General features: G+C 58.9%; 24 protein-coding genes. 4 read left to right on the forward strand and 20 right to left on the reverse strand.

Annotated elements, in window-relative coordinates:
* Positions 1 to 29: 29 nt before the first annotated feature.
* The 3 genes from ABJN75_RS01675 to ABJN75_RS01685 form a co-directional block, all read right to left on the reverse strand.
* A complete protein-coding gene (locus tag ABJN75_RS01675) occupies positions 30 to 1,544 on the reverse strand; it encodes a tripartite tricarboxylate transporter permease (RefSeq protein ID WP_348436231.1) in 1,515 nt (504 codons plus the stop codon).
* Positions 1,541 to 2,032, reverse strand: a complete 492-nt coding sequence (locus tag ABJN75_RS01680; protein ID WP_348436233.1) for a tripartite tricarboxylate transporter TctB family protein — start codon at positions 2,030 to 2,032, stop codon at positions 1,541 to 1,543. The genes ABJN75_RS01675 and ABJN75_RS01680 overlap by 4 nt, the downstream gene beginning before the upstream one ends.
* A gap of 197 nt (positions 2,033 to 2,229) precedes the next feature.
* Positions 2,230 to 3,207, reverse strand: coding sequence for a tripartite tricarboxylate transporter substrate binding protein (locus ABJN75_RS01685; RefSeq protein WP_348436235.1), 978 nt, complete (start codon positions 3,205 to 3,207; stop codon positions 2,230 to 2,232).
* Positions 3,208 to 3,370: 163 nt separating this feature from the next.
* Here ABJN75_RS01685 and ABJN75_RS01690 point away from each other — a divergent pair, with 163 nt between their 5' ends.
* The 3 genes from ABJN75_RS01690 to ABJN75_RS01700 are packed head-to-tail and all read left to right on the forward strand — an operon-like array spanning position 3,371 to position 6,160.
* Positions 3,371 to 4,288: a LysR substrate-binding domain-containing protein gene (locus tag ABJN75_RS01690; protein ID WP_348436237.1), complete on the forward strand. Its 918-nt coding sequence runs from the start codon at positions 3,371 to 3,373 to the stop codon at positions 4,286 to 4,288.
* A complete protein-coding gene (locus ABJN75_RS01695) occupies positions 4,278 to 5,024 on the forward strand; it encodes a sulfite exporter TauE/SafE family protein (protein WP_348436239.1) in 747 nt (248 codons plus the stop codon). The genes ABJN75_RS01690 and ABJN75_RS01695 overlap by 11 nt, the downstream gene beginning before the upstream one ends.
* Positions 5,021 to 6,160: a mandelate racemase/muconate lactonizing enzyme family protein gene (locus tag ABJN75_RS01700; RefSeq protein WP_348436241.1), complete on the forward strand. Its 1,140-nt coding sequence runs from the start codon at positions 5,021 to 5,023 to the stop codon at positions 6,158 to 6,160. Before ABJN75_RS01695 ends, ABJN75_RS01700 begins: the two co-directional genes overlap by 4 nt.
* Positions 6,161 to 6,169: 9 nt before the next feature.
* Here the strand turns inward: ABJN75_RS01700 and ABJN75_RS01705 are convergent, their stop codons facing one another.
* The 9 genes from ABJN75_RS01705 to ABJN75_RS01745 form a co-directional block, all read right to left on the reverse strand.
* Positions 6,170 to 6,490: an NIPSNAP family protein gene (locus ABJN75_RS01705; RefSeq protein ID WP_348436244.1), complete on the reverse strand. Its 321-nt coding sequence runs from the start codon at positions 6,488 to 6,490 to the stop codon at positions 6,170 to 6,172.
* A gap of 21 nt (positions 6,491 to 6,511) precedes the next feature.
* Entirely contained in the window at positions 6,512 to 7,525 is a 1,014-nt protein-coding gene (locus ABJN75_RS01710; protein WP_348436246.1) for a putative sulfate exporter family transporter, read from the reverse strand.
* 82 nt (positions 7,526 to 7,607) lie between these two features.
* The gene (locus ABJN75_RS01715) at positions 7,608 to 8,711 is read right to left on the reverse strand and encodes a sulfite oxidase (RefSeq protein WP_348436248.1); all 1,104 of its coding nucleotides are present in this window, start codon (positions 8,709 to 8,711) and stop codon (positions 7,608 to 7,610) included.
* Between the two features lie 3 nt (positions 8,712 to 8,714).
* Positions 8,715 to 9,395: a fumarate hydratase C-terminal domain-containing protein gene (locus ABJN75_RS01720; protein ID WP_348436250.1), complete on the reverse strand. Its 681-nt coding sequence runs from the start codon at positions 9,393 to 9,395 to the stop codon at positions 8,715 to 8,717.
* Positions 9,359 to 10,321, reverse strand: coding sequence for a fumarate hydratase (locus ABJN75_RS01725; RefSeq protein ID WP_348436252.1), 963 nt, complete (start codon positions 10,319 to 10,321; stop codon positions 9,359 to 9,361). Before ABJN75_RS01725 ends, ABJN75_RS01720 begins: the two co-directional genes overlap by 37 nt.
* On the reverse strand, positions 10,321 to 12,081 hold the full coding sequence (locus ABJN75_RS01730) for an FAD-binding protein (RefSeq protein ID WP_348436254.1): 1,761 nt from the start codon (positions 12,079 to 12,081) through the stop codon (positions 10,321 to 10,323). Before ABJN75_RS01730 ends, ABJN75_RS01725 begins: the two co-directional genes overlap by 1 nt.
* 2 nt (positions 12,082 to 12,083) lie before the next feature.
* A complete protein-coding gene (sdhC, locus tag ABJN75_RS01735) occupies positions 12,084 to 12,425 on the reverse strand; it encodes a succinate dehydrogenase, cytochrome b556 subunit (RefSeq protein ID WP_348436256.1) in 342 nt (113 codons plus the stop codon).
* Positions 12,422 to 12,754 (reverse strand): succinate dehydrogenase, encoded by a 333-nt coding sequence (locus tag ABJN75_RS01740; RefSeq protein WP_348436258.1) that lies wholly within the window; start codon positions 12,752 to 12,754, stop codon positions 12,422 to 12,424. Before ABJN75_RS01740 ends, sdhC begins: the two co-directional genes overlap by 4 nt.
* Entirely contained in the window at positions 12,755 to 13,462 is a 708-nt protein-coding gene (locus ABJN75_RS01745) for a 2Fe-2S iron-sulfur cluster-binding protein (protein WP_348436260.1), read from the reverse strand.
* Between the two features lie 199 nt (positions 13,463 to 13,661).
* Here ABJN75_RS01745 and ABJN75_RS01750 point away from each other — a divergent pair, with 199 nt between their 5' ends.
* Positions 13,662 to 14,276, forward strand: coding sequence for a glutathione S-transferase family protein (locus tag ABJN75_RS01750; protein WP_348436262.1), 615 nt, complete (start codon positions 13,662 to 13,664; stop codon positions 14,274 to 14,276).
* 282 nt (positions 14,277 to 14,558) lie between these two features.
* Here ABJN75_RS01750 and ABJN75_RS01755 read toward each other — a convergent pair whose 3' ends face one another.
* From ABJN75_RS01755 to ABJN75_RS01790, 8 genes are all read right to left on the reverse strand, one after another.
* Positions 14,559 to 15,704, reverse strand: coding sequence for a fumarylacetoacetate hydrolase family protein (locus ABJN75_RS01755; protein ID WP_348436264.1), 1,146 nt, complete (start codon positions 15,702 to 15,704; stop codon positions 14,559 to 14,561).
* Between the two features lie 119 nt (positions 15,705 to 15,823).
* Complete coding sequence (locus tag ABJN75_RS01760; protein ID WP_348436266.1) at positions 15,824 to 16,024, reverse strand: hypothetical protein; 201 nt, start codon at positions 16,022 to 16,024, stop codon at positions 15,824 to 15,826.
* A gap of 182 nt (positions 16,025 to 16,206) precedes the next feature.
* Complete coding sequence (locus ABJN75_RS01765) at positions 16,207 to 17,886, reverse strand: Na/Pi cotransporter family protein (RefSeq protein ID WP_348436268.1); 1,680 nt, start codon at positions 17,884 to 17,886, stop codon at positions 16,207 to 16,209.
* 182 nt (positions 17,887 to 18,068) lie between these two features.
* The gene (locus tag ABJN75_RS01770) at positions 18,069 to 18,812 is read right to left on the reverse strand and encodes a 5'/3'-nucleotidase SurE (RefSeq protein ID WP_348436270.1); all 744 of its coding nucleotides are present in this window, start codon (positions 18,810 to 18,812) and stop codon (positions 18,069 to 18,071) included.
* An 11-nt stretch (positions 18,813 to 18,823) separates the two neighbouring features.
* Complete coding sequence (locus tag ABJN75_RS01775) at positions 18,824 to 19,975, reverse strand: MBL fold metallo-hydrolase (protein ID WP_348436272.1); 1,152 nt, start codon at positions 19,973 to 19,975, stop codon at positions 18,824 to 18,826.
* A complete protein-coding gene (locus tag ABJN75_RS01780; protein WP_348436274.1) occupies positions 19,975 to 21,048 on the reverse strand; it encodes an ABC transporter ATP-binding protein in 1,074 nt (357 codons plus the stop codon). Before ABJN75_RS01780 ends, ABJN75_RS01775 begins: the two co-directional genes overlap by 1 nt.
* Positions 21,036 to 22,736, reverse strand: a complete 1,701-nt coding sequence (locus tag ABJN75_RS01785; protein WP_348436276.1) for an iron ABC transporter permease — start codon at positions 22,734 to 22,736, stop codon at positions 21,036 to 21,038. The genes ABJN75_RS01780 and ABJN75_RS01785 overlap by 13 nt, the downstream gene beginning before the upstream one ends.
* 96 nt (positions 22,737 to 22,832) lie before the next feature.
* A complete protein-coding gene (locus tag ABJN75_RS01790) occupies positions 22,833 to 23,762 on the reverse strand; it encodes an ABC transporter substrate-binding protein (RefSeq protein WP_348436332.1) in 930 nt (309 codons plus the stop codon).
* Positions 23,763 to 23,858: the final 96 nt, after the last annotated feature.

The raw sequence follows: 23,858 nt of genomic DNA on the forward strand, positions 1-23,858 counted from the left end.
CCCGACAGCCCGGTCTATTCTTGGCCGGTCTATTCCTGGTTTGCCGTCTGCATCGGAACGTGTCTCCGCGTCGCCTTGATGCCGGCACGAACGATGGCAAACACTGTAATTACCGTCAGTGCCCAGAAGAACCAGGTGATCGGTCCACGGAACAAGATCGTCGGCGAACTGCCTGACATCAGCATTGCCTGGCGGAAATTGTCTTCAAGCAACGGCCCGAGAATGAAGGCAATCAGAAACGGGGCCGCCGGAATTTTGTAACGCAGCATGAAATAGCCGACCCAACCCATGGCGAACATCACCCCGACATCGAAGATCGAATTGTTGACCGCGAACACGCCGAAGATGCACAGCACCAGAACGGCGGGAAACAGAACGCCGCGCGGAATGTCGGCGACATATTTGAAGCCGCGAATGGCCACCGAACCGATGAAGAAAAGGAACACCGAACTTACGATGAGGCCGATGAATAGCGCATAGATAATGTCGGCGTTGAGCACGAACATCATCGGGCCCGGCTGCAGGCCGTGGATCATGAATGCGCCGATGATGATGGCGGTGATAACGTCACCCGGAATACCCAGCGCCAGCAGCGGAATCAGGGTCGCGCCGGCAACGCCGTTGTTGCCGGCTTCGGCGGCGGCGACGCCTTCAAGCTCGCCCTTGCCGAAATTGTCCTTGTTGGGCGAGGTTCGCCGGGCTTCCGAATAGGACAGAAAGGCGGAGGGAGCCGCGCCGATGCCGGGAATGGCGCCCAGAATGACGCCTATGAAACTACCGCGGACGATCGATTTGAAGCACCGCTTGTAGTCAGCAAATGATACCCAGCTTTTACCCATCGAGCGCTTCTGACCATCAAAGGCCCTGGGATTCCAGACCATGGCGATGATTTCGGGAATGGCGAACAGTCCGATGAGAACCGCGATGAAATTGAGCCCCCCCATCAGATTGGCGTTGCCGAAAGTAAAACGGTTGGTGCCATAGATGAGATCGAGCCCGACCGTGGCCAGCAACAGTCCCAGCATTGCCGACAGCGCGCCGCGCAACAGGCTCTCGCCCGAGACGCCGGCAATGATGGTCAGCGAAAACAACATCAGGGTGAAAAATTCCGGCGGACCGAAACTCAGTGCAAACGTCGCCAGGTAACCGGCAAACAGGATCAGCGCCAGATTGGAAATCAGGTCGGCGGTGCACGATGCCCACAACGCCATGCCGAGCGCCTTTCCGGCCTGACCCATCTCCGCCAGCGGATAACCGTCAAGCACGGTGGCCGACGAAGCCGGTGTGCCTGGTGTCTTGATCAGGATGGCTGGAATGGAGCCACCGAAAATGCCGCCCTTGTAAACGCCGAGCAGCAGCAGGATTCCGGTTATCGGCTGCAACGCAAAGGTAAACGGTAGGGTCAGCGCCACCGCCATGGTGGCCGACATGCCCGGAATCGCCCCGGCAATGACACCAACAGCAACACCCATGCCAAGAGCAGCGAAGCTTTCGATGTTGGCGACCAGCGACAGTCCCATCATCAGATTGTCTGCAAAACTCATGGAAGCCTCACGAAATCACCCTGCGGTATCGCGACACCGGCGACATGGGCAAAGAAAGCATAGAGCACCAGCGGAACCAGTACCGCACTGATCAGTGCGGTTTTCGGATGACTGGTGCCGACAAGAAAGGCGGTTACGATAAACACCAGCATCGAGGTCCAGACCATACCGATGCGGGGCATCAGCAGCATGGTGGCGATCATCACTGCGGCAATGCTTGCCAGTCGGCGCCAGGCATTCGTCCTGTCGTCCACATCGGAGATTACAGGCTCGGAGGATACGGGCTCGCGGAGCGCCAGCACCACCATACCCAGACCCGTGATTCCAGTCAGGCCGGCAAGCGCCCATGGCCAGAAAAGCGGCGACAGGATGATATTTGGAACATTGCTGGGAGACGATACCCAGACAGGAATGGCGACAAGCAAAAGAAAAGCAGCTGCTAATATTGCCCCTACGCCCAATTGAAGTTGAATTGTCCGATCGTGCACCCAAAACCCCTCCCCTTGTTAAAATGCGCCGGATTTTGACCCGATCCGGCGCATTCTACAATCCTAGTGGTCTGACCGAAACAGATGATACCCATCTGTTTCGGATGGTCAGCCCACAAGCTATTGATCTGGTGGGGCGATTTGTCCTGACAGATGGGAACCATCTGTCAGGATCGCACCACTAGTCGTTGATCGAACTAGCCTTCGACACGCATGCCAAGTTCATCAACCAATTTGCGGAAGGTCTCGTACTGCCCTTGAATAAAGGCCTTGGCTTCCTCCGGGTTCATCAGATTGATGACCGAGCCCGCCTTTTCCATGACGGCAAGAAACTTCTCATCCTGGACTGCCGTAGCCATCCACTCGCCCCATTTTGCCGCAACATCATCGCCCAGCGAAGCCGGGCCGGCAATGCCGGTCCATCCGACAAGTTGTTCAAGGGACGGCTTGCCGAGTTCTGTGGCGGTCGGGGCATCAAAACCGTTGAGCCGCTCGGGGGTAGTTACCAGCAGCGGCTTGAGCTGCCCGTTGGCCACAAAACCCGCCAGCGCCGAGGAGTTGGTGCAGATGAAGGTCACGGTGCCGTTGAGCACCGCAGTTGCGGCCTCGCCACCACCCTTCTGCGGGATATGGACCGTCGACTTGAGCGGATCTTCGATGCCGAACTCCTTCAGCACCATCACCGCTGCCAATTGCAACAGTGATCCAACGCCGGAGGAGGAATAGGAGACACCGCCTTCCTGGACCTTGGCTATCAGGTCGTCCATCGAGGCAATGCCGGAGGCTGGCGTTACCGCACATACGACCGGGTTGATTTCATAGACGGTGACAAAACGGAAATCATCAAGCGTGTAGGGCAGTGTTGCCTTCATCGCCGGATTGACGGTGTGCGAGCCGACGCGGGCAAACAGCATGGTGTAGCCATCGCCCTTGGCATTCTGCACAGCCACGGAACCAGTGGCGCCGCCCGCGCCTGTGACGTTGGACATTACCATCGGCGTGCCGGCGGCGGCAGTCAGAGCCTCGGCGATTGCGCGTGCGGAAATGTCCGTGGCGCCGCCCGCACCATAAGGAATAATCATATTGATCGGGCGATCCGGGTATTCGGCCAAAGCCGCCGTCGCCGTCATTCCGAGCGTGAGCGCACACGCCAAGCCGATTTTCTTGAAATTCATAATTTCCTCCCGGTTACATGGCTTGCAGATTGTCCGGAACCATATTTCCTCTTTCCGGGCAACTAGGCCATTGCAAAAACCATATTGGTAAGTCACATTTGTATAAAGTCACAATTGTTTACATATTATGTAATAATTGCTTACACTATATCGCGGAAAACTGATGTCGATACGATTGCTCAAAACGCTTCTGGCGGTGGCGGAACACGGGACTTTCAGTGCGGCGGCCGACGCGGTTTTTATCACTCATGCCGCTGTCAGCCAGCAGATGAAAGCCTTGGAACAGGAATGGAAAATCGCCATTTTCGAACGGTCCAAGCGAACTCCGGAACTTACACCCATCGGCCGCAGTCTGGTGGAAAAGGCACGCGAGGTGGTGCGGGCCTATGACAATCTGGTGCCATCGGTCCTTGGGGATGACGGACTCAAAGGCGATCTGATGCTCGGCGCGGTGCCCACGACCCTGGCAGGTCTCGCGCCGATGGCAATCTCGCTGCTCAAATCCGCCTACCCCGATCTGCACGTCGCCGTCCAGCCCGGACTGACCAATGAATTGCTGCACCAGGTCGAGCGCGGCTATCTCGATGTCGCAGTCATCTCCAAACCGAAACTCGTTCCGCGCGGCCTCAACTGGCACCAGATAGCCATCGAGCCGCTGCAACTGCTGGCCTCTCTGGAGACCGATAGCGACGACCCGGTACACCTGCTCAACACCAACCCCTTTATACGCTTTACCCGCGAAGCGGTGGTTGGCGATCTGATTGAAATTTGGCTGCAAGAGCAGAAGATCGATGTGCGTGACAGCATGGAGCTGGAGGGGCTTGAGGCGATTTCCACCATGGTGCTGTGCAATCTCGGTGTCTCCATAGCGCCGCGCCGCTGCTTCCAGAGTGCCAATCCGCTGAACCTGAAGCGCCTGCCACTTCACAACGGCCCGGTACGCCATCTCGGTCTCATCAGTCGCGCAGACACCACCAAGGTGCGGGTGATCGAGGAAATTCACTCCAAGCTGCTGGAAGCCGTCGAAATCGGCTCGTTCCCGCCCAGGACATTGAGGACACCTCCCCCAAGTGACAATTGAGTTCATCGCAATCCTGGCCGCCGGCGCCGCCCTGGGTGGTTTTGTCAACGGTCTGGCGGGTTTCGGCACCGCCTTGTTCGCGCTCGGTTTCTGGCTGCAGATCCTGCCACCGCTGGAAGCCGTGTCACTGATCGCCTTGATGTCCGTCATCAGCGGTTTGCAGGGCGTGTGGGTTGTAAGACGCTCGGTGCTCGACAATCCGCGCCGTCTCGCACGGTTTTTAATACCTGCGGTCTTTGGCATACCGGCAGGCATTGCCGCGTTGTCGATCTTTCCGCCGCTGGTTATCAAACTGGTGATCGCCGCATTCATGATTCTCTATGGCGGTTTCTTCTCGCTCCGCAGCGCGCTGCCCCGGTTCGAGCGGCCGACACCGGTGATTGACAGCATGATCGGCTTTTTCGGCGGCGTGCTGGGTGGCGCCGCCTCGCTATCTGGCGCCCTGCCGACGATGTGGTGCTCCATGCGGCCATGGCCGAAAGCCGAAATCCGCGCTGTACTGCAACCCTTCAACGTCATTGTGCTGGGGCTCACTGCAGTCGGTTTCGCGGTCAAGGGCGTCTATGATCTTGATACCCTGAAACTGATCGCCGTGACCCTGCCGGTGACGCTGATATCGGCGCAGATCGGCATCATCACCTTCAAACGGCTCAATGACGATCAATTCCGCCGGCTGATCATCGCCTTGATGTTCATTTCCGGCGCAGTCCTGCTTGCAAGGGAGGTTCTCTGGTGACCATTTCAGTCATTGCCCGCATCGAGGTCTCGACCTACCGGGTGCCCATCACCACACCGGTGATGACCTCCTTCGGCGCCATGGCCAACCGCCCGGCCGTGTTCGTCCGGCTCATCGATTCCGATGGTGCATTCGGCTGGGGTGAAATCTTCGCCAACTGGCCTGCGGCCGGTGCAGAACACCGCGCCAGGCTGTTGATGGAAGACATTGCCGACCTTGTGATCGGATTTCAGGCCGAAACCGCGAGCGACCTGTTCCATCATCTGATGACGAAAACCCATATCCGCGCACTGCAATGCGGCGAATGGGGACCCTTCGCGCAGGTCATCGCCGGGCTCGACACCGCCCTGCACGATCTTTTCGCACGCCGCGACGGCGTCTCGTTGGCCCGCCATCTCAATCGCGAGGCGGCCACATCCGTGCCTGCCTATGCCAGTGGCATCCACATCGGAGCGGCCAGCACGATGGTCCCCATGGTTCGCAAACTGGGCTACCAGGCTATGAAGGTGAAGATCGGTTTCGACGCTGGCGCGGATATCAAACTGTTAAGAGACCTCTGCGCTACCCGGCCCCAAGGGGAAAGGCTGTTCACGGACGCCAACCAGGCCTGGACGCTTGAAGAGGCGCTTGCTTTTGTCGACCGGGCCGGCGAACTCGGGTTGGACTGGCTGGAAGAACCGATCCGTGCCGACATGCCGGGTGAGCAATGGACGGAACTGGCCAAGGCGAGTTGCATACCGCTGGCCGCCGGCGAGAACATCACCGGTTTTGACAGTTTCGATACAGCCATCGCCTCGGGCAATTTCGGCTTCATCCAGCCGGACGTGGCCAAGTGGGGCGGCGTGACCGGATGCTACCGGATCGGCAAGGCCATTCTGGCGGGCAGCCGGACCTATTGTCCGCATTTCCTCGGCGGCGGGATCGGGTTGATCGCTTCGGGCCATCTGTTGGCGGCAGCCGGCGGCAACGGCCTGCTGGAAGTCGACGTCAACGCCAATCCGCTGCGCGATGCCTTTTTCCCCGAAGGCATGTGCAAAGGCGGGCGCTTCGAACTTTCCGACGCGCCGGGAATGGGATTCGAAGCACTACCGGAAAGCCTGCTGCAGTATCGGACATTGGACCTGGTCCGCAGTTAGGCCCGGTTCTCACTTCACCTGAAAAAACGGTGCGGGTACCAGGATCTTGTTTTCGACATGGGTGACCAACGGCCGCATCTTGGCGGCGTAGCTCTGCCATTCGGGCGCGGCCTGCAACAGCTTGCGACGCACGAAGCGGTCATCAAGACTGTCATAGCCCCACATGTGGACAATCTGGTTGAGCGGACCGATATCGGTGAAGTAGTACCCGACCATCTTGCCGAGGATTCGCACCTGCACCTCCATTCCCTCCTCCTCATAAAGCTTGAGGAAAACCGGCACCTTTCCGGCCTGCAGCGTATAGATGCGTTCATCAACAAACTTGCTCATGTGAAATCCCTTCCGAAAGCCTCAGTTCATGTAAATCTTGATCGCGGTCAGTGCGAAGACGGCGAGAATCCCGGTGAGCGCGCAAATCAGCACGATGGCACTGCCACCGACATCGCCGAGTTTTTTCAGCGAAGTCTTCATGCCAAGCGCTGCAATCGCCACGACCAGGCACCAGCGCGAGAACGACAGCAAGCCGTCCTTGACTGGCACCGGAATGAAGTCATAGGAGCCGACGATAACCAGCGCGGCAAAACCAATGACAAAGAACGGGATCGGCAGTGCCCGCTTGGCGCCGGGTTCGCGCGAGCCTGCAAACACCAGCGACAGCACCACGACAATCGGCACCAGCAGCGCAACACGCAGCAGCTTGACGAAGGTAGCGGTTTCGCCGGCGAGGTCTGACACCGAGTAGCCGGCACCGACAACCTGCGCAACATCATGGATGGTGGCGCCGAAGAAAACGCCGGTGGCAACTTCCGACAATTGCATCACGTCGGCGATGATCGGATAGAGGATCATGGCAAGCGTGCTGAGCGCCGTGACCCCTATGACGGTGAAGATGGTGTCGCGTTCCAGTGTCTCGCTCTTGGGCAGTACCGAGGAGATCGCCAGCGCCGCCGACGCACCGCAGATCGCCACCGCACCCCCGATCAGCAAACCGAAACGCGAGCCGCGGCCGAGGAACCGGCTCAGGACCAGACCCAGACTGATGGTCAGCGCCACGCCGCCCAGCGTGATCAACAGCACTTCAGACCCGGTCGAGGCGATCTGCTGAACGGTGATTCCGAGACCCAGCAACGCCACACCGAAACGCAACAGCACTTTCGAGGAGAACTCGATGCCGGCCACGCATGTGCCGCCATCCTCAACCAGAAAATTGAAGGCCATACCGATCAGCAGTGCGATCAGCATCACCGGCGCGCCATAATGCTCGGAAATGAACTTGGCCGCCAGCGCTACAGTCAGCGCCGTGAGCAGCCCAGGAAACAGCAGTTGGGCCTTTCGGACCAGCGCAAGTTCGGTCAATCGGGTCATGGACCTCTTCACATTTTCGATAGGGGACGGTGGGAACGCCCCGCATCAGAGGTGCGCGGCGTTGCAGTCAGAACGTACGTGCCTACTGTCCGACAAAGACGACCACTTTCTGGGCCGCGTTGTTGCCGAATCCGCCGGCATCCCATGGCGCTTGGAGTGGCTGCACCTGACCTTCAGCATCGGTTGCGCGACAGCGCAGCACGTGCTCGCCGGGGCTGGCAGTCCAGTCGCAAGTCCATTTGGTCCAGGCATAATCGCCAACAGCAGTATCCAGCCGGGCTTCCTGCCAGGCGCCATCAAGCTCCACCTCAACTCGGCTGATCGGCACACCAGCGCCCGACCATGCACGGCCGATGAGCGTTACCGGTCCGGGCTCCAGATAGCGCTTGCGCGACCCCCAGTCAGGAACGCCCGGCGGCACCATCAACGATTTCACCCGTATGGCGGATACCGGCCGACCCGGATCTTCCGCAGTTTCTCGGTAGCGATAGGTACGCAGTTGCTGAAAACCGTCATAAGGCTCCGTCAGCGCCTCAATCCGCTTAAGCCATTTGACACTTGCCATCCCGTACCAACCGGGAACAATCAGCCGGAGCGGCGCTCCATGCTGTGGCAACAACGGCTGCCCATTCATGGCATAGACGAGCATGACATCGAGTTCTGCGATTTGCGCCAGCGTCAGCGAGCGGCCAAATGGATGGCCGACGCCCTTGTCAAAACCGTAGTCGGCGCCGGTGAAGGCGATCTCAACGGCATCAGAGCGCAGCCCCATCTGTTCGATCAACGGTCTTAGCGGTGTGCCGGTCCATTCCGATGTGCCGACCGCCTCATAGATCCACGGCATGGCATGAAGGCGCGGTGATACGCCAGCGCGCCCATTGCCCGCGCATTCCATTGTCACAGGCAGAGTCACCTGTGGCATTGCCTTGATCTCGTCGAGCGACAGTTCGGCAGCAGTATCGAACGCGCCCGAAAAACTCAGTTTGTGATTGCCGGCATCGAGTAGCGGCACATCGAAATGATTGAGCAAATAATGCAGCCCGGTGGGTGTCACATCCAGCGCCAGGGTCTCCAGCAGAATACCAGAATTGCGGTTGGCGAGCCTCAACTCGTCCTCGCTGTAGATCCCGTCCTGAGTGTCTATCGGCCCGTTATGTCCTGCGAAGGGATTATCATTCGTTGTCATGCCCTACCCTATCACTTCATCGCTGCGGTCGTCGGTTTCGCCAAAACGCTTGAGTACTGCCGGCACGGTGCCTTCATAGACTTTCGCGAGATTGGCGGAAATTTTGGCATTCTCGCGTTCGAACAGTGAATTGCCGGCCAGATCGCTCTCGACGATGAACGGCCCCATATTGTCGGCCTCAAGCACCCACATGGCCTGGGCGAGGCCGAGTTCCTTGTTCCAGTGCACAGTCTTGACCCGCTTGACGCCACGGCCCAGCAATGCGCCGGTTCCATAACCCACCGTGGTCAGGTAGATGGCGCCATTGGGGACGAAATGCTCCCTGTAGTCCTTCGAACTCATGCCGCCCTTGCCGATGATCAGCTTGGCGCCGGATTTCGCCATCCACTCGCCGATCCATTTGGTGAAGCGGAATGACGCCGTGGCGGTCACAGCACCCAGCCGGAATGTGCCGTCCTCATTGATGGCGGCGGCGGGCGAGCAATGGAAATTGGCTGCACTTTCACCCGGCAACTCCATCGGAATGTTGGCCTTGTCCTCGAGCGCACGCTTGTAGACGCCTTCGCGCGCCGTATAGATCAGTCCGTCGAGATAGACGACGTCGCCCAGCCGCAGCTCGGCCAATGCTTCGGGCGTCGGCGTGGTGCTCAGGCGGATTTTTCGTGGTTTTGAGGCATTTCCCATTCCACTGTCTCCCGGCGTTGATAATCAGTGAACCAGTCCGGATCGGTGCGGTATTCCACACGTCCGTCGGCGAAAACCCGCGCCACGGCGCGGCGCGATGAAAGGCAAAATGCATGGACTGACATCTGCATGCCGCCAGTGTGGCAGTAGCCAACCTCGATATTGGCATCAATGACCATCGACTTGCCGACAAAGCCCATCGCGCCCATGCCGATGGAATTGCCCAGTTCCTTGAGTTCCAGCTCCAGTTCGGCGATACGCGGATCGGAATTGCGGGAGCCGACAACGCGCAGGCAGGCGGCGCGCTTGCCCAGCACCATGCAGGTATCTTTGCAGCCGCCCAGCCCGATGCCGATGATCGCCGGCTGACAGGCCAGCCCGCGCTTGCCGAAGGCGACCAGGCAATCGAGATAGAAGCGCTTGATGCCCTGGATGCCGTCTGATGGAAACAGCATGCGGTAGTCAGTGCCGAACAGCCCGCCCTTGTGCACGGTGATCAGGTCGATCCATTCGCCGCCCGGCTCATAGCCGTATTCGATTTCCGGTGCGCCGATGCCGACATTGTTGTCATGATCTGTCCGCCACAGCGGATGCACCCGGTTCGGCCGCAGTGGCACTCCATTGGTTGCGTTTGCGGTTGCCCTGCGCAAGGCAGCCTCGAGCGCGATCGGGCCGCCCTCGATTTGGGTTTCGTTGCCCATCTTGACGTACCAGCGCGGCGTGCCGGTATCGCCGCACATGGCGCGGCGATCTTCCTTGGCCGCCGTATAGTTTTCGAGCATCGCCTCAAGCACGAAGGATGACAGATCTCCGTCCTCCACATTGGCTGCTGCCTGGAGCCCGTCGAGATAATCCTGCGGGATTTCGATTGCCGCCTTGTCCATCAGGACCTCGGCCGTCTTTTGAATGATGTCGATAGGGATCATCAGCTCACCTCCACCAGGGTTTCGGGGTCACCGGCCGGCAGGATCGTCTCACCCGGCCGGACGATGGTAAACTGCACCGGCTCGCGGCTGACAGCGATGCCGTCACCGGTCTGCCGCGCCACGGTGAAATAGGAGCTTTCGAGATCGCCCTGCTCGGGAAAGTCCTCCCGGAAGTGGGCGCCGCGCGAATTCTCCCGCTCCAGCCCTGCCTTGGCAATGACATCGGAAACTTCACACAGCGAGCGGACATTGAGCCAGTCGTGCCACGTCAGATTGAAAGCCAGATTGCCTGCATCAACGCCCGCATGCATCAACTCATCGGAGATCGCGGCGACACGGTCGGTGCCGCGCTGCATGCCGCGGCGGTTGCGGATGACGCCGACGTCCTCCCACATCGCTTCCTGCAATTCATGCCTGAGTTCCTGAATGTTCGACGGCTTGCGGCCAAGCGGTTGGCAGGCGCGCGCAACCTCGGCCTCGAGCACCGTCTCGTCAGGATCTCGCAACGCACCCATACGACGGATATCCATGCCCATGGCGTCGCCGGCCACGCCTCCATAGACGGTCGAATTGGCGACCCCGTTGCCACCCAGCCGGTTGGAGCCGTGCGCGCCGCCTGCATCCTCGCCCGCGACATAGAGACCTTCCATCTCGGTGCGGGTGTCAATGTCCACCACCACACCGCCCATGAAATAATGCGCCGTCGGCACCACCTCGACCTTGCCTGCAGCAAGATCAAAGCCGGAATCGGCACAGCGCTTGACCATTCCCGAGAATTTCTTGCGCACCATGTCAGGGCCGAGATGGGCCATCGAGATGTAAACTCCCCCATTGGTCGAGGTGTTGGACTTGCGCATCTCGGCATAGATGCCGCGCGAGACAACGTCGCGGGTGGCGCGCTCGCCACGGTCATCATAATCGAACATGAAACGCCGCTCGGAGCCGTTGAGCAACTCGCCTCCCGCCCCTCGCAATCCCTCTTCCAGCACCGTACCGGTCATCTTGGTGTGGTCACCAGCCAGAAGTCCGGTGGGATGGAACTGCACCATTTCCATGTCGCGCAGTGGCAACCCGGCGCGCAGCACCATCGCCAGCCCGTCCATGGTCTTGTCGCCGGATGGCGTGTGATACTTGTACATGGTCGGCCCGCCGCCGGTGGCCATCAGCACGGTCTTGGCGCGAACGAAGCGGAACTTTCCTGTTCGCATGTCGATCATCAACACGCCGGCCAGCGCCGAGCCGTCTTTCGTCGGAATCAGGCCGATTGCGCGGTGTTCCTGAAGCTTCTCCACCGGGCGTGAGAGCACCTGCTCCATCAGCCGGTTGATGATCTCGATTCCGGTCAGATCGCCCTTGTGCACGGTGCGGTCCGCAGTCTGGCCGGCAAAGGCCTTGTGATGCAACGTCCCGTCGGCATTGCGGTCGAAGAAACAGCCGATTTCGTTTTCGAGTTCGCGCACCCGCACCACTGCCTGCTCGCAGAGTTTCCAGGCCATGTCCTGGTTGGGCAGCCATTTGCCGCCATTGATGGTGTCCATGAAATGACGTTCGACCGTATCGCCCGATCCGAGTGCGACATTGTAGCCGCCCTGCACCATGCGGGTGCAGCCGCATTTGCCGATCAGGCCCTTGACCGCGACAGTCACCTTGGTGCCTGCCGGCGCGGTCTGCATGGCGTGGAGTGCGGCAAACATACCGGCGCCTCCTGTGCCGAGAATAAGGATGTCAGTGTCGTGGCGATCGATTGTCATCTTGGTCATGCTCATACCGCCTGCAGTAAGAAAGTTCCGGCCACAAGGAACGCAGCAGCGACCGCGGAGGCGGCCATTGTCTTGTGCCGCGGCGACCAGGGGAGGAATTCCAGCGCCAGCAGCCTCAGCCCACCGAAGACGTGAACCGCCAGCAGAAAGACGAGGCCGAATTCGGCCAGTTTCACAAGGGGATTGTCTGCAAAACGCAAGTACCTGTCGAGTTCGTCAGGCTGGTCGAGCGCCAGCGCTAGCATGTAGAAATGCGCAGGCAGGAACAGCGCCAGCCCCAGACCCGAAAGCCGGTGCAGCAGATAGGCGATCCACAATGGATGCGAGCGGTGCGGACGGATCATGACAGCGTCACCGCGAAAAGCGCGCGCAAGCCCATTGCCAGCAACAGCAGGCCTGCAAGCCACATGAAAATCTCCAGCCCCTTGCCTTTCAGGCCCAGGGTCTCGTGCACGATAACGCGCAAACCGATGGATGCATGCATCGACACCGCCACAATGAACAGGCCGTAGAAAGCAAACCAGACGACGCTACCCTTGGTTCGTCCCAGAATTTCGGCTGTGGTGAGTCCGCCCTGTATGGCATAGATCATCACCGCGATGTGGCCGAGCGTCAGCGGGATCATCACCATCGCGCTCAGCCGTTGCACCATGTAAAGCCGCAGACCCAGCATCTAGCGCCCTCCTTTGAAGAAGGAGGCGGTCGTGGCCCTTTTGAGACCGGCAATCGCCTTCATCGGATTGAGTCCGTTGGGGCAATGCAAGGTGCAACTCCCCTGGCTGTGACAGTTGTGACAGCCGCCCTTGCCGGAAACCGCATTGAGGATGGCATTTGGATCGGCGTCCTTGGGATCGAGATAGAGGGTCCAGGCCCTCTGCAGCGCTGCCGGTCCGAGAAAATCGACGTTGTTCGCCACCGTGTCGCACGCCGCGTAGCAGACCGAGCAATTGATGCATTCGATGCCGGTATCGGCCTCCACCCGCGCAGGCGTCGACGGGTCCAGTGTCTCGATGGCATCGTCACGGCTCTTCGTCGGATGGTGCTTTCCACCTGCCGCGATCCATTTGTCGAAGAATGGATCCATGTCCGCGGCCAGATCCTTGATCACCGGCAGATTGCGCAGGGGTGCGATGGTGATGGCGTTGTCCTTGAGCACTTTCTTGACATGGGTACGGCAGGTCCAGCGCGGCACCCCGTTGACCATCATGGCGCAGGAACCGCACATGCCGACACGGCAAGCATAGCGGTAGGACAGGGTTGGATCGGCATGCTGCTGGATCCAGGCAACAACATCGAGAATGGTCTGGCTTTCCTGGGCCGGAACCGTGAAATGCTGGAGTTCGCCGCCCGCCGCGTCACCGCGCCAGACCGATACGTCCATATCTTGCATGCTTTCCGACAAAACCGCCTCGATGACTCTGAATGGGTGTCTGCCTTTATAGTTGTGAGGTTTCCTAACACAAAGGAATAAATGCTAACGAATTATGTAATCTTTGCTTACGTAAAAGTTGCTTTGCAATACCCGGGTTTTGGCTAATGTGGAGGCCAGGTTACGAACCAGTTGAGGAACAGGCCCACCCATGATCACACTTTGCTATGCCAATGGCACCGCCGCGCTGGCGCCGCATATCCTGCTCGAAGACGCGGGCGCCGAGTATGAAACCAGGTTGGTCGACTTCTCCGCAACCGAGCAGCAATCGCCTGATTTCCTGGCTATCAATCCCAAGGGCCGGGTTCCTGCGCTGATCACGCCAAAGGGCACGCTCACCGAAACACCGGCGATCCTGGCCTTCATCACGCAAATCTATCCGCACGCCAATCTGGCGCCATCCGACGCGTTCGACTTTGCCGAAGCCCAGGCCTTCAACCTCTATCTCGCCGCCACTGTGCATGTGAACCATGCCCACAAGCAACGCGGTAGCCGGTGGACCAAGGACGAAGCCGCGCAGGAGAAAATGCGCGAGACCGTGCCCGCCAACATGACCGAATGCGCCCGCATCATTGAGCAGCATTACCTCAAGGGGCCCTGGGTGATGGGCGACACCTATTCGATGTGTGATCCCTATCTGTTCGTCATCAGTCGCTGGATGAAGGCCGATGGCGTCAATCTCGATGATTTTCCTGCCATCACGGCTCATTTTGCCGCCATGCAGGAACGCCCCAGTGTGCAGAAAATCATGCGGATACACACATAAGAAGCGCTGATTGCACGACTATCCCCGACAGGCGTGAGCCGTTGCTTTTCTAAAGGTTTCCGCCCGCATCAGGTAAGACCCATCGAAAATCGGATCACGGACCTTCTGGCAACGATTCGTCGAGCATGGCTTGAAAAAGGAGTGGACCCAGGAAGCGGCACAGAAAGGTTCCGACCGAAAATTCATCAGCCTCGCCATGCGCCGGTTCATTCTGAGGGGCGTGTCACCAGCGTCTCAGTTTCCGGCAACCAGGTATTTTGCCGTCAGCATGTCATTTTCGAGTCAGATAAGATTTCGCGCGGCGAGGTTGCGCATGAAACAAGCGACACCGAACGTCCATTCCGGACATTCCGTCGAAAACCGCACCGTGTTCGTGAGACTGCCAAGAGCCGGTGACGCAATCGTGACGACATCGCCGAGTTTGTGGGTAAACCCTTCGCCCGGCGCATCCCGGTCCTGGGTCGGCGCAAACAATGTCCCGAGGAACAACACGAGCCCGTCGGGGTACTGGTGATGACGACCCAACGTCTGGGCGACGAGACCGGCTGGATCGCGGCTGATTTCCTTCATCGAGGAATGGCCCTTGAGCACATAGCCGTCCTCGCCGGTGACGGTCAGGTCGAGCTCAGCCTGGCGAACATCATCGAGTGTGAAGTCGCTGTCAAACAGACGGATCATCGGCCCGATAGCGCAACTCGCATTGTTGTCCTTGGCCTTTCCAAGCAGCAGTGCCGAGCGCCCCTCGACGTCGCGCAGATTGACATCATTGCCGAGCGAGGCCCCGACAATCCTGCCTTTCGAGGATACCGTGAGCACGATTTCGGGCTCGGGATTGTTCCATTTGGAAATCGGGTGCAGCCCGACATCCGCTCCGGGACCGACCGATGACAGCACCTGTGCCTTGGAGAACACCTCGGCATCCGGACCGATGCCGACTTCCAGATACTGGCTCCACAAGCCTTCAGCGATCAGCGCCGCCTTGACCTGCGCCGCTTCGTCCGAGCCCGCCTTGATGGCGCGCAGTGAACCGCCGATTGCCTCCCCGACCCGCGCCCGGATCTCCAGCGCCTTGCTCGGGTCACCGGCAGCCTGCTCCTCGATCACGCGCTCAACCATCGAAGACGCAAACGTGACCCCGCAGGCCTTGACTGCCTGCAGATCGCACGGCGCCAGAAAATGCAGGCTGTTCATGTCGCCAGCTCTGTTGCTCGCGATCTCTGCAAGTGTACCCAGAGACGCTCCCGGGGCAGTACGCACATAGCCGGTCGGATCATCCATCTCGCAGATGTCGCTAACTGTCGGCGCCATTTTTGATGTGATATCGATGACTGTCCCATCCCGGATCGTCACGACGGAGGGTCCACCTGCTTCCGGCGACCAGATTCGTCCGACGTAGACCCCATCAGCGGGCAGGTGAAATCTGGTCATTGGACGTATCCTTCAAGTGCAAGTGACAACCGACGCTGTCCGGTCAGATACTTGCTATCACTGATTCCGACCAGCCACCAAGAGAGCGCACCGCCGCCTGGTCGCACAAGGTCATCGCCTCAAGTATTTTGGAGAGCGGCCACTATCACCGCAACATCATCGGCCTGCGAGACGATTTCGGCTTTCGCTCCAACATCCACACCATGGGTCGATTTGTCCAGACGCAACAGCTTCGCCCCAGAGATAAGCGCTCTTGCAAACAGCGCATTCTGCTGATTTCCATTGCTCGGGATTCCGATCAACGGATAATCAACACCCAACCTGATCCTGAGGCTGTCACCCTCACCGGCAGGCTTGGAGGCTTTCGTCGGCCTGTCGACACCCAGAAGGGCGATATTCGCGATTTCTCCCGCTCCCGGTGCCCGGCAATCAGGCGGCAGAGACTGCACCGCATTCCGGCCAAGTTATACGCGCGGACTCCATGCCGGGTCCGTCATCAGCGTCATGTCTCGCAAGGCGGCGTCGGCTCGAGACTGGTAAGCCGGCTTTGCCGAAGCTCGCCTCTGTGCTCAAGCACCGGATAGGCCGCCGCAGCAACCAGATGAGAATTGATCTGCTTGAGATCTCGCAGGAGATCGAGATGAAGCGAACTGGTCTCCATCGTGTTGATGTCGCCCTTGCGCAATCTGTCAAAGTGAGCCGAGGTACCGTCGCGCTCGGCTTTTCTGAAAATTACTTTCTCATCTGCCAGCATTCGGGCTGTGCGTTCATCCTGTGTCATCAGCACCGCGGCAGCCTTCTGCAGATTCATCAAGAGCCGGTCGAACAGGACAAAAAGCTCTCTCTGCCCCTCCGGCGAGAAAGTCAGTCCGCGGCGCAGACGCTTGGCAAGATGCGGCAGCAGATTTTGGTCGAGGACATCGCCGGCATGTTCGATATTCATCGAAAACAACAGGATCTCGTGCACTCGCCGCTTGTCTGCATCTCCAAGCTCTTCGGGATCGATCGAGGTCAGATAGGTTTTCACCGCTGTGTTGAGACTATCAAGCACATTGTCTTTCCGTCTGAGCGCCGAGAGCGCCTTGCGGTCAGAGCTGGTGATCGACAGCTTGGCACCGGAAATCATCTCGCCAAGCACATCCACCAGACGCAAGACTTCGCGCGCCGCGGCCCCTATTGCCACCACCGGCGTCTGGGTGGCGGCGGGATCGAGATAGAGTGGCTGCGCCGGATCCGTCGCATCGATCTTGCGCGGCAGAAGACGTCTCAGCCCAGCAGCAAACGGCACCAGAAAGGGCATGAAAAGAAGCGCCAGCACGAGATTGAAGGCGGTGTGGAAGTTCGCCACCATCCGCGCCATGTCCCCGTCGATCATAACGAAGAGATCGGTCATGTGCGACAGCATGGGCAAGGCGATGGCAACGCCGACAATGCGCGTGAGAAGGTTGCCGATTGGCAATCGTCTCGATGCGAGATCCGGGCCAGAATGGCCTTCCAGCACCGGGTTCAACGCGGTTCCAAGGTTGGCACCGAGCACCAGGACGAAAGCTTGCTCAGGCGTGACCAAGCCCTGACTGGCCATCGACATGATCACCAGCAGGACAGCGACGCTGGAATGCGCCGCCCAGGCCACGATGGCTCCGAGAACCAGATTGAGAGCCGGCATTGCCGATATGCCGTGAAGCACGGTGGCCACGGCCGCCGTTCCTTCATACTGAGTCATCAGACCCAGCAGCAGATGCAACGCCATCAGCATGAAGCCGAGGCCAATCACAACACGTCCGAGATCATGGATCGTCGGATTGGATCTTTGCCTAAACATCAGGGCACCAGCAAGGATCAGGGCCGGCGCCAGTGCCGCTATGTCGAAGGAAAGGACTTGAACGATAAGCGTTGTGCCGACATTGGCGCCAAGCATGACCGCCAATGCCGGAACAAGGCCGACCAGTCCGCCGGCAGCAAATCCCGAGGCCATCAAACCCGTTGCCGTGCTGCTTTGCAGGATGGCAGTCACGCCCATTCCGGCAAGAAAGGCCTTGAAACGATTGTTCAAGGCGTGCCCGAGAAATGAACGCAAGTTCGGTCCAAACGCCCTTTGCACGCCGGTCTGAACCATGCGTGTCCCCCAGAGAAGAAGCGCGATGTGCCCGGCGAGGGCAACGAAGGACAGAATCATATCCATATTCACTCCTGAACTGCGGGTGATTTCGGCAAGCAAGAAGCAAGCGCGGTTTTGGTCGATGGCAGGCACCGGGACGGCCCACCACCTGATATAGGCCTCATCGTCAGGAGATTTGCATCCCCTGGACGAAAAAGGTTCAGCGGGCTCAACTGCTCAGAGCCAGATACCCCGTTACATATCAATCACTCGGACAGTTGTCGAAGCAAGCTGTCCTCCAGGCCCTTCTGTCCAAACCAGTTGAGGCGATTGATACAGGCGTATCCCCTGTCAATCAGGTCATTTTCGTCACCATCGCTTGCATCATGCGCCCGCCCGCGCGGTACAATCAGGGTCGTTACATCACCCTCCGTCGCAACAATATCAGCGGCGCGACCAATTTTGTCGCGGCCGATACGCGGCTGGCGTATTTCGGCCGGCAGCGTTGTCGGCAGGTTCATCGACAACCAATGGCCTTCATCGAACCACTGGTCGCGTGCAGCCCAGACCGTGCCAATCAGTTCGCTCAACCAGATTTCATCATTGGCCGAAATCTCGGGGTTCTTGACCCGGGAAAACCCAATCGCGGCCATGTTCCAGAAACTCGCCTCGCGGGCAATTCCCAGTGTCCCCGAATAGGCGAGATCTTCGCCGACATTCCGACCATCATTGATCCCCGACAGCACCAGGTCCGGTTTCGGACCCTGCGCGAACAGCCAGGTCATGGCGGTGACGACACAATCGGCTGGCGTTCCCGAGCAGGAGTACCGCTTGTCGCCATGCCTGGTCATTTCCAGCGGGCGGGCGATAGTGATCGAGCCGCTGGCGGCAGTGCGTTTGCCGTCGGGCGCAACCACCCACACGTCATCGCTCAGCCGTCGTGCCACCCGTTCGAGCATGGCGATCCCCGGAGCCTCAATACCATCATCATTGCAAACCAGAATTCTCATTTTCATATCCATCAAATTGCGAGGTGGTCGCCTGTCACAGCATTGACATCCAGTTTTGGTAAAAAGGCCTGCAGGTCGCGAAGACCGGATTGCGAACAGGAATGACCCAGGGCGGCCGGGCGGCCGGCGCCAGTCCATATCGCCACGTTTTCATCGCGCGTCGGATGTGTCGGCAGTCTTATCCAGGTAGCACGCTCTTCGTCAAAACACCTGCGCGCGGGGGTATGGTCGGGAATATGACCAGTCAGCAGAATTGGCAATCCTTGTGCCGAAGCACGCCGGATCGCGTCCACCGAAGGACCGGCGCTGCCCATGCCGTCAACGGTCAGCAGCGGACAATCGGGAAACGGCGAACCATCAGACCAATCAACTGCGGTGGCAAGCCGCTGACGCAACAAGTCACGCGTGGCGGGAGCGAAGGCGTCCTCGGCAAGAATCTGGGTGGCGATTGCCTCGCGCATAGTCTGATGGATTGCAAATCTGCCGGGAAGGATAGCCATTATTTCCAGCGGCTTGCCGGACGCCGGAACGGGCAACAGGCAGCCGGAAGGATGAGCGGCAAGCCAGTTTTCTATCTGCATGCGACGCTGCAATCCCGAAATGGCATCGTCTGCATAGGATGTATCAAGCAGCACGAGATCACACCGCGGAACGGGATCCATCACGAAAACGCTGCTGCCTGGCGTTACATCCGCACAGTAGACCACTTGCCCATGGCCGTTATCGATGTGAAACCATGCACCGCCGACCACATGGCCGGAACGACCGGTCATTATCTTGAACTGGCCAACATGCATGGTTTCCCCCGGGGAGAACAGTTTTATCTGGTCAGGGTGGATCGGGAAATCTCGTACATGGGACGGATCGGCATACTGAGCCAGCATTTCCGCCGCTTCACCAAGGGTTTCACGGGTCATGAAAATGAGGCCGCGAAACCCGCGTGACAACAACCAGCTCAATCCGCCGATATGATCCTCATGCGCGTGGGAAATGAACACGGCGTCAAGGTCCTTTATCGCGGCGTCTTCAATCACCGGATAATAGTCCCGGCCCATCGCACCAACCTTGATACCAACATCAAGCAGAATCCGGGTATGGGCATCCCCAAGTCCGACACTCGTCCGGCCTTTTTCGCCGAAGCCACCATACAGATCGATCTGCATTATTGCGGGTCTCCCTGCGGGATGACCCATCCGGAACAGATGCGAATATTGGCCGTGTCGCCTTCCAGCAGCGTCACGGGATCGGGGATATCAAATGTCAATTGAAGATCGGGACGGGCAACAGGATACGCCTCTACACGAGCCCCGCCTCCGCGATAGATGACGCGCTTGATGGCAACCGGAATGCCGTCTTTGTCGACAATCTCGATGTCCGAGGAACGGATACAAACCTTTGCCTCGGAAACCGTTGCCTGATCGGAAGCACACCGGAACACCGCATCCTGGCCGAGCAACTGAACCTTGCATTGGCCATTCTCAGGCACTGACATCAGCTTCGCGGGGAGCACCATACCCTGGGCTATGAAGGCCGCCACCATGTCGCTGCGCGGTTCCTGATACAACTCGCGGGGCGTTGCGAACTGTATCAGTTTGCCATGATCCATAACCGCGATGCGGTCCGCGAGCGCCATCGCCTCGGCCTGATCGTGGGTGATATAGACGATGGTGGTTTTGGTCCGCTTGTGAAAATCAGCAAATTCCTCCTCCATGGACGCACGCAGATGCACATCCAGATTGGCGAGCGGCTCATCGAAAAGCACCAGCGATGGCGTCGACACGAGACATCTTGCAAGTGCCACGCGTTGCCGCTGTCCTCCTGACAGATTGGAGGGACGGCGATCGCCAAGCCCGGTCAGATCCACAAGCGCCAGCGCATCTTCCACCCGTTTTTCACGAGTAGCCTTCGCCACCTTTGCTACCTTCAGGCTATAGCCGACATTTTCAGCCACGGACATATGCGGCCAAAGCGCGTAATTCTGGAACACAATGCCAACCTTGCGCTTCTCCGGTGGCACATTGACGCTCCGGCTGGAGACGACGACCTCATCCACCCTGATCTCACCGTCGCTGACTTTCTCGAAACCGGCGATCGCCCGCAAAAGCGTGGTCTTTCCGCACCCCGATGGCCCCAGGACAGCGACAAACTCGCCATTCTTGACTTCGAGCGAGACATCGGAAAGGGCATTCATCGACCCAAACGTCTTGGTTACAGATTCAATTTTCAATCCCGCCATGGCAGAACTCCGTTTGGTAGATGCCGCGCAAACAGATTGGTCAGCAGCATGAGTGTGAATGTCATTGCGACGGTGAGTGTCGAGGTGGCCGCCGCATAGTTGGAATCACCGCCTTGCTCGAAGGAGAAAATCACCACGCCGATGGTTTCCGACCCCGACGCCCACAACAGCGCCGACACCGTGAGTTCGCTGAATGCGGTGAGAAAGATGAGAACACCGCCGGCGATCGTTGCCGGAGCCACGAGTGGAAAGATGATCGTCCGCATGCGCGTTATCAGCCCTGCCCCGGCCACCTGTGCCGCCTCTTCCAGCGATCTGTCGATCTGATGCAGACCGCTTACAGTGGGCCGCAACGCCAGAACCAGGAAGCGCGCCAGATAGGCGTAGAGGATGATCCAGATCGTGTTGTAGATCTGGATGCCGATGACCGGCAGCGGCTTGAGAAACAGCAACAGTGAGGCAATCGCCAGCACCACACCCGGCAAGGCATATGGCAATTCGATAGAGAGGTTGAGAATCCTGGTCCACCAGCTTTGACGCCACGTCACCATGTAGGCGAGCGGCACCGCGATCATCACTGCGAAGAATGCGGTGGTCAACGACAGCCCGAAACTGTTGATGAAGGCCCTGCCGGTGGCTCCGTGTTCAAACAGTACAAAGCCATAATTTGCCAGCGTGATGGTTTGCAGCGTCAGAGGCGCACCATAGGCCGAGACCAGCGACGTCAGTACGAGGCCGAGAACCGGCAGGCCGAGCACAGCAACGACCACCAGCAGCATCAGCAACTCGATCACCAGGCGAAACCGGCCAAGCTCGTAAGGCGCTGCAGGCAGCGACGTCGATACGATGCGGTAATCACGCCGTCTGGACACGTAATCCTGCGCGAAGATACCGGTCATGGCGATAACGCCGATCAGAATCGACAATACCGCGACCTCGGAGAGCACACTCGGCCCTCCACCTGCAAGCTTCTGGTAAATCAAGGTCGGCAACACCAGATAGTTTGCCGGAATCCCGAGAAAGGCAGGAATCCCGAAATTGCCGACACAGGATACGAAGGTCAGAGCAGCGGCACCGATGATGGACGGCATCATCAGCGGCAGAATGATGGTCCGAAGCACGGTCAAACGCCCTGCTCCGCTGCTCGATCCGGCCTCCACCAGTTCGCGCGGCAATTTGCGAAGGCCGGCACGCACCATCAAAAACACCAGCGGTCCGTACTGGACGCCAAGAAGCAAGATGATGCCGGATGTCGAATAGAGCGGATTTCGACTGCCCAGGCCAGGCGCCATGCCAAGCAGTTTCAGGAATGGACTGGCAGGTCCGAACAGTTGCAGCCACGCCAGCGCCGTGACTTGCGGCGCGATCAGCAACGGGGTGACATACAGAAAGACAAACACCGAACGACCACGCACTGCAGTCAACCCGACAAGCAGCGCGACGGAGGTTCCCAGAAACACCGCAAGTATCGTTCCGCCAATCCCGACCTGCAGGGAATGCAGGGTGGCGGTCCAGGTCGCCGAACTTGAGAAGGTCTTTACGATGGCGCCGGACGAACCGTTGCTGGGCACGGCCACCTCGAAAAGCAACCTGAACATGGGCATGATCGAAAGAAGCAGGACGATAGCAACTATCGCCAGAGTAAGGGCCCGATCAAAGCCCCACCCCCCTTCTTGATTTTTCTGCATCGTTAAATCCTTGAGAAGGGTGCCCAAAACCGGAAGCCGGTTTTGGGCTGTCTCATTGACAGGCTGACAAACAAAAGCCTGGGGGAGGACGAGCAGTTATCCGCCAAACATCTCGTTGAATTTTGCCTTGTCGGCATCGGTCTTCATCAAGACTTCCTGGGTCTTGATCGGCATGACGGTGACATCAACGCCTTCGGGCAGCCAGGCCGGACGTCCGATGGATTGTTTGGCCGGCAGATAGCCCTGTTCAAGCGCCAGTTTCTGGCCTTCATCGGAGAGAATGAAGTCGATGAACTTCTTGGCGGCGGGAACGTTCTTGGCTTCCGCCATGATGGCCACGGGCTCGGTCACCGCCGGCACGCCTTCTGACGGAAAGACAAACTCAACCGGAGACCCCTTGGCTTTCGCATTGAGCGCCATGAAGTCAACCATGATGCCGTAGGGCCGCTCGCCGCTCGCCACCGATTTCAGAACGGCGCCATTGCCGCGCACACTGATAAGATCGTTCTCGTGGAGTTTTTCGAAATAGTCCCATCCCAGATCCGGGTTGGCAGCAAAGCCGCTGAGAAGAAATGCCGCAGCACCCGAATACAGCGGGCTCGGCATTACCACGAGACCCTTGTACTCGTCTCCGGCGAGATCGGACCAGTGCTCGGGCTTGGCCTTCACCCCGGTGTTGTAGGCAATGCCGGTGGTGATCAGCTTGCTGCCGAAATAGGTCTTGTCCGCGTCATAGGCATTTTCGGAGAAGCCTTCGACATTTGCTTCGGGGTAGCTCAAGAGCTTGTCTTGGGCCTTGAGGCTCTCCATGCTCACCGCATCGGCAATCAGCAGAACGTCAGCTTGCGACGCACCAGCCGCAAACTCGGCGGCCAACTTGCTCATGATGTCGCTGGTCCCCGAACGATATATCTGCACCTCGATGTCGGGATTGATTTTGCGAAACGCCTCAACGGTCTTGGCTGCATCGGCGTCCGGCTGCGATGTATAGAGCGTCAACTCATCCGCATGCGCACTCGACAGCATGAAGGCAGCGGCAAAAAACACCGGGGCTCGCTTCAACGCCTTGGAAAACACGTTCATCTTATAATCTCCTCTTGGTCCAATTGTGCTCCTGTCAGG

It is taken from the genome of Hoeflea sp., assembly GCF_039975035.1.
GTDB lineage: Bacteria > Pseudomonadota > Alphaproteobacteria > Rhizobiales > Rhizobiaceae > Hoeflea.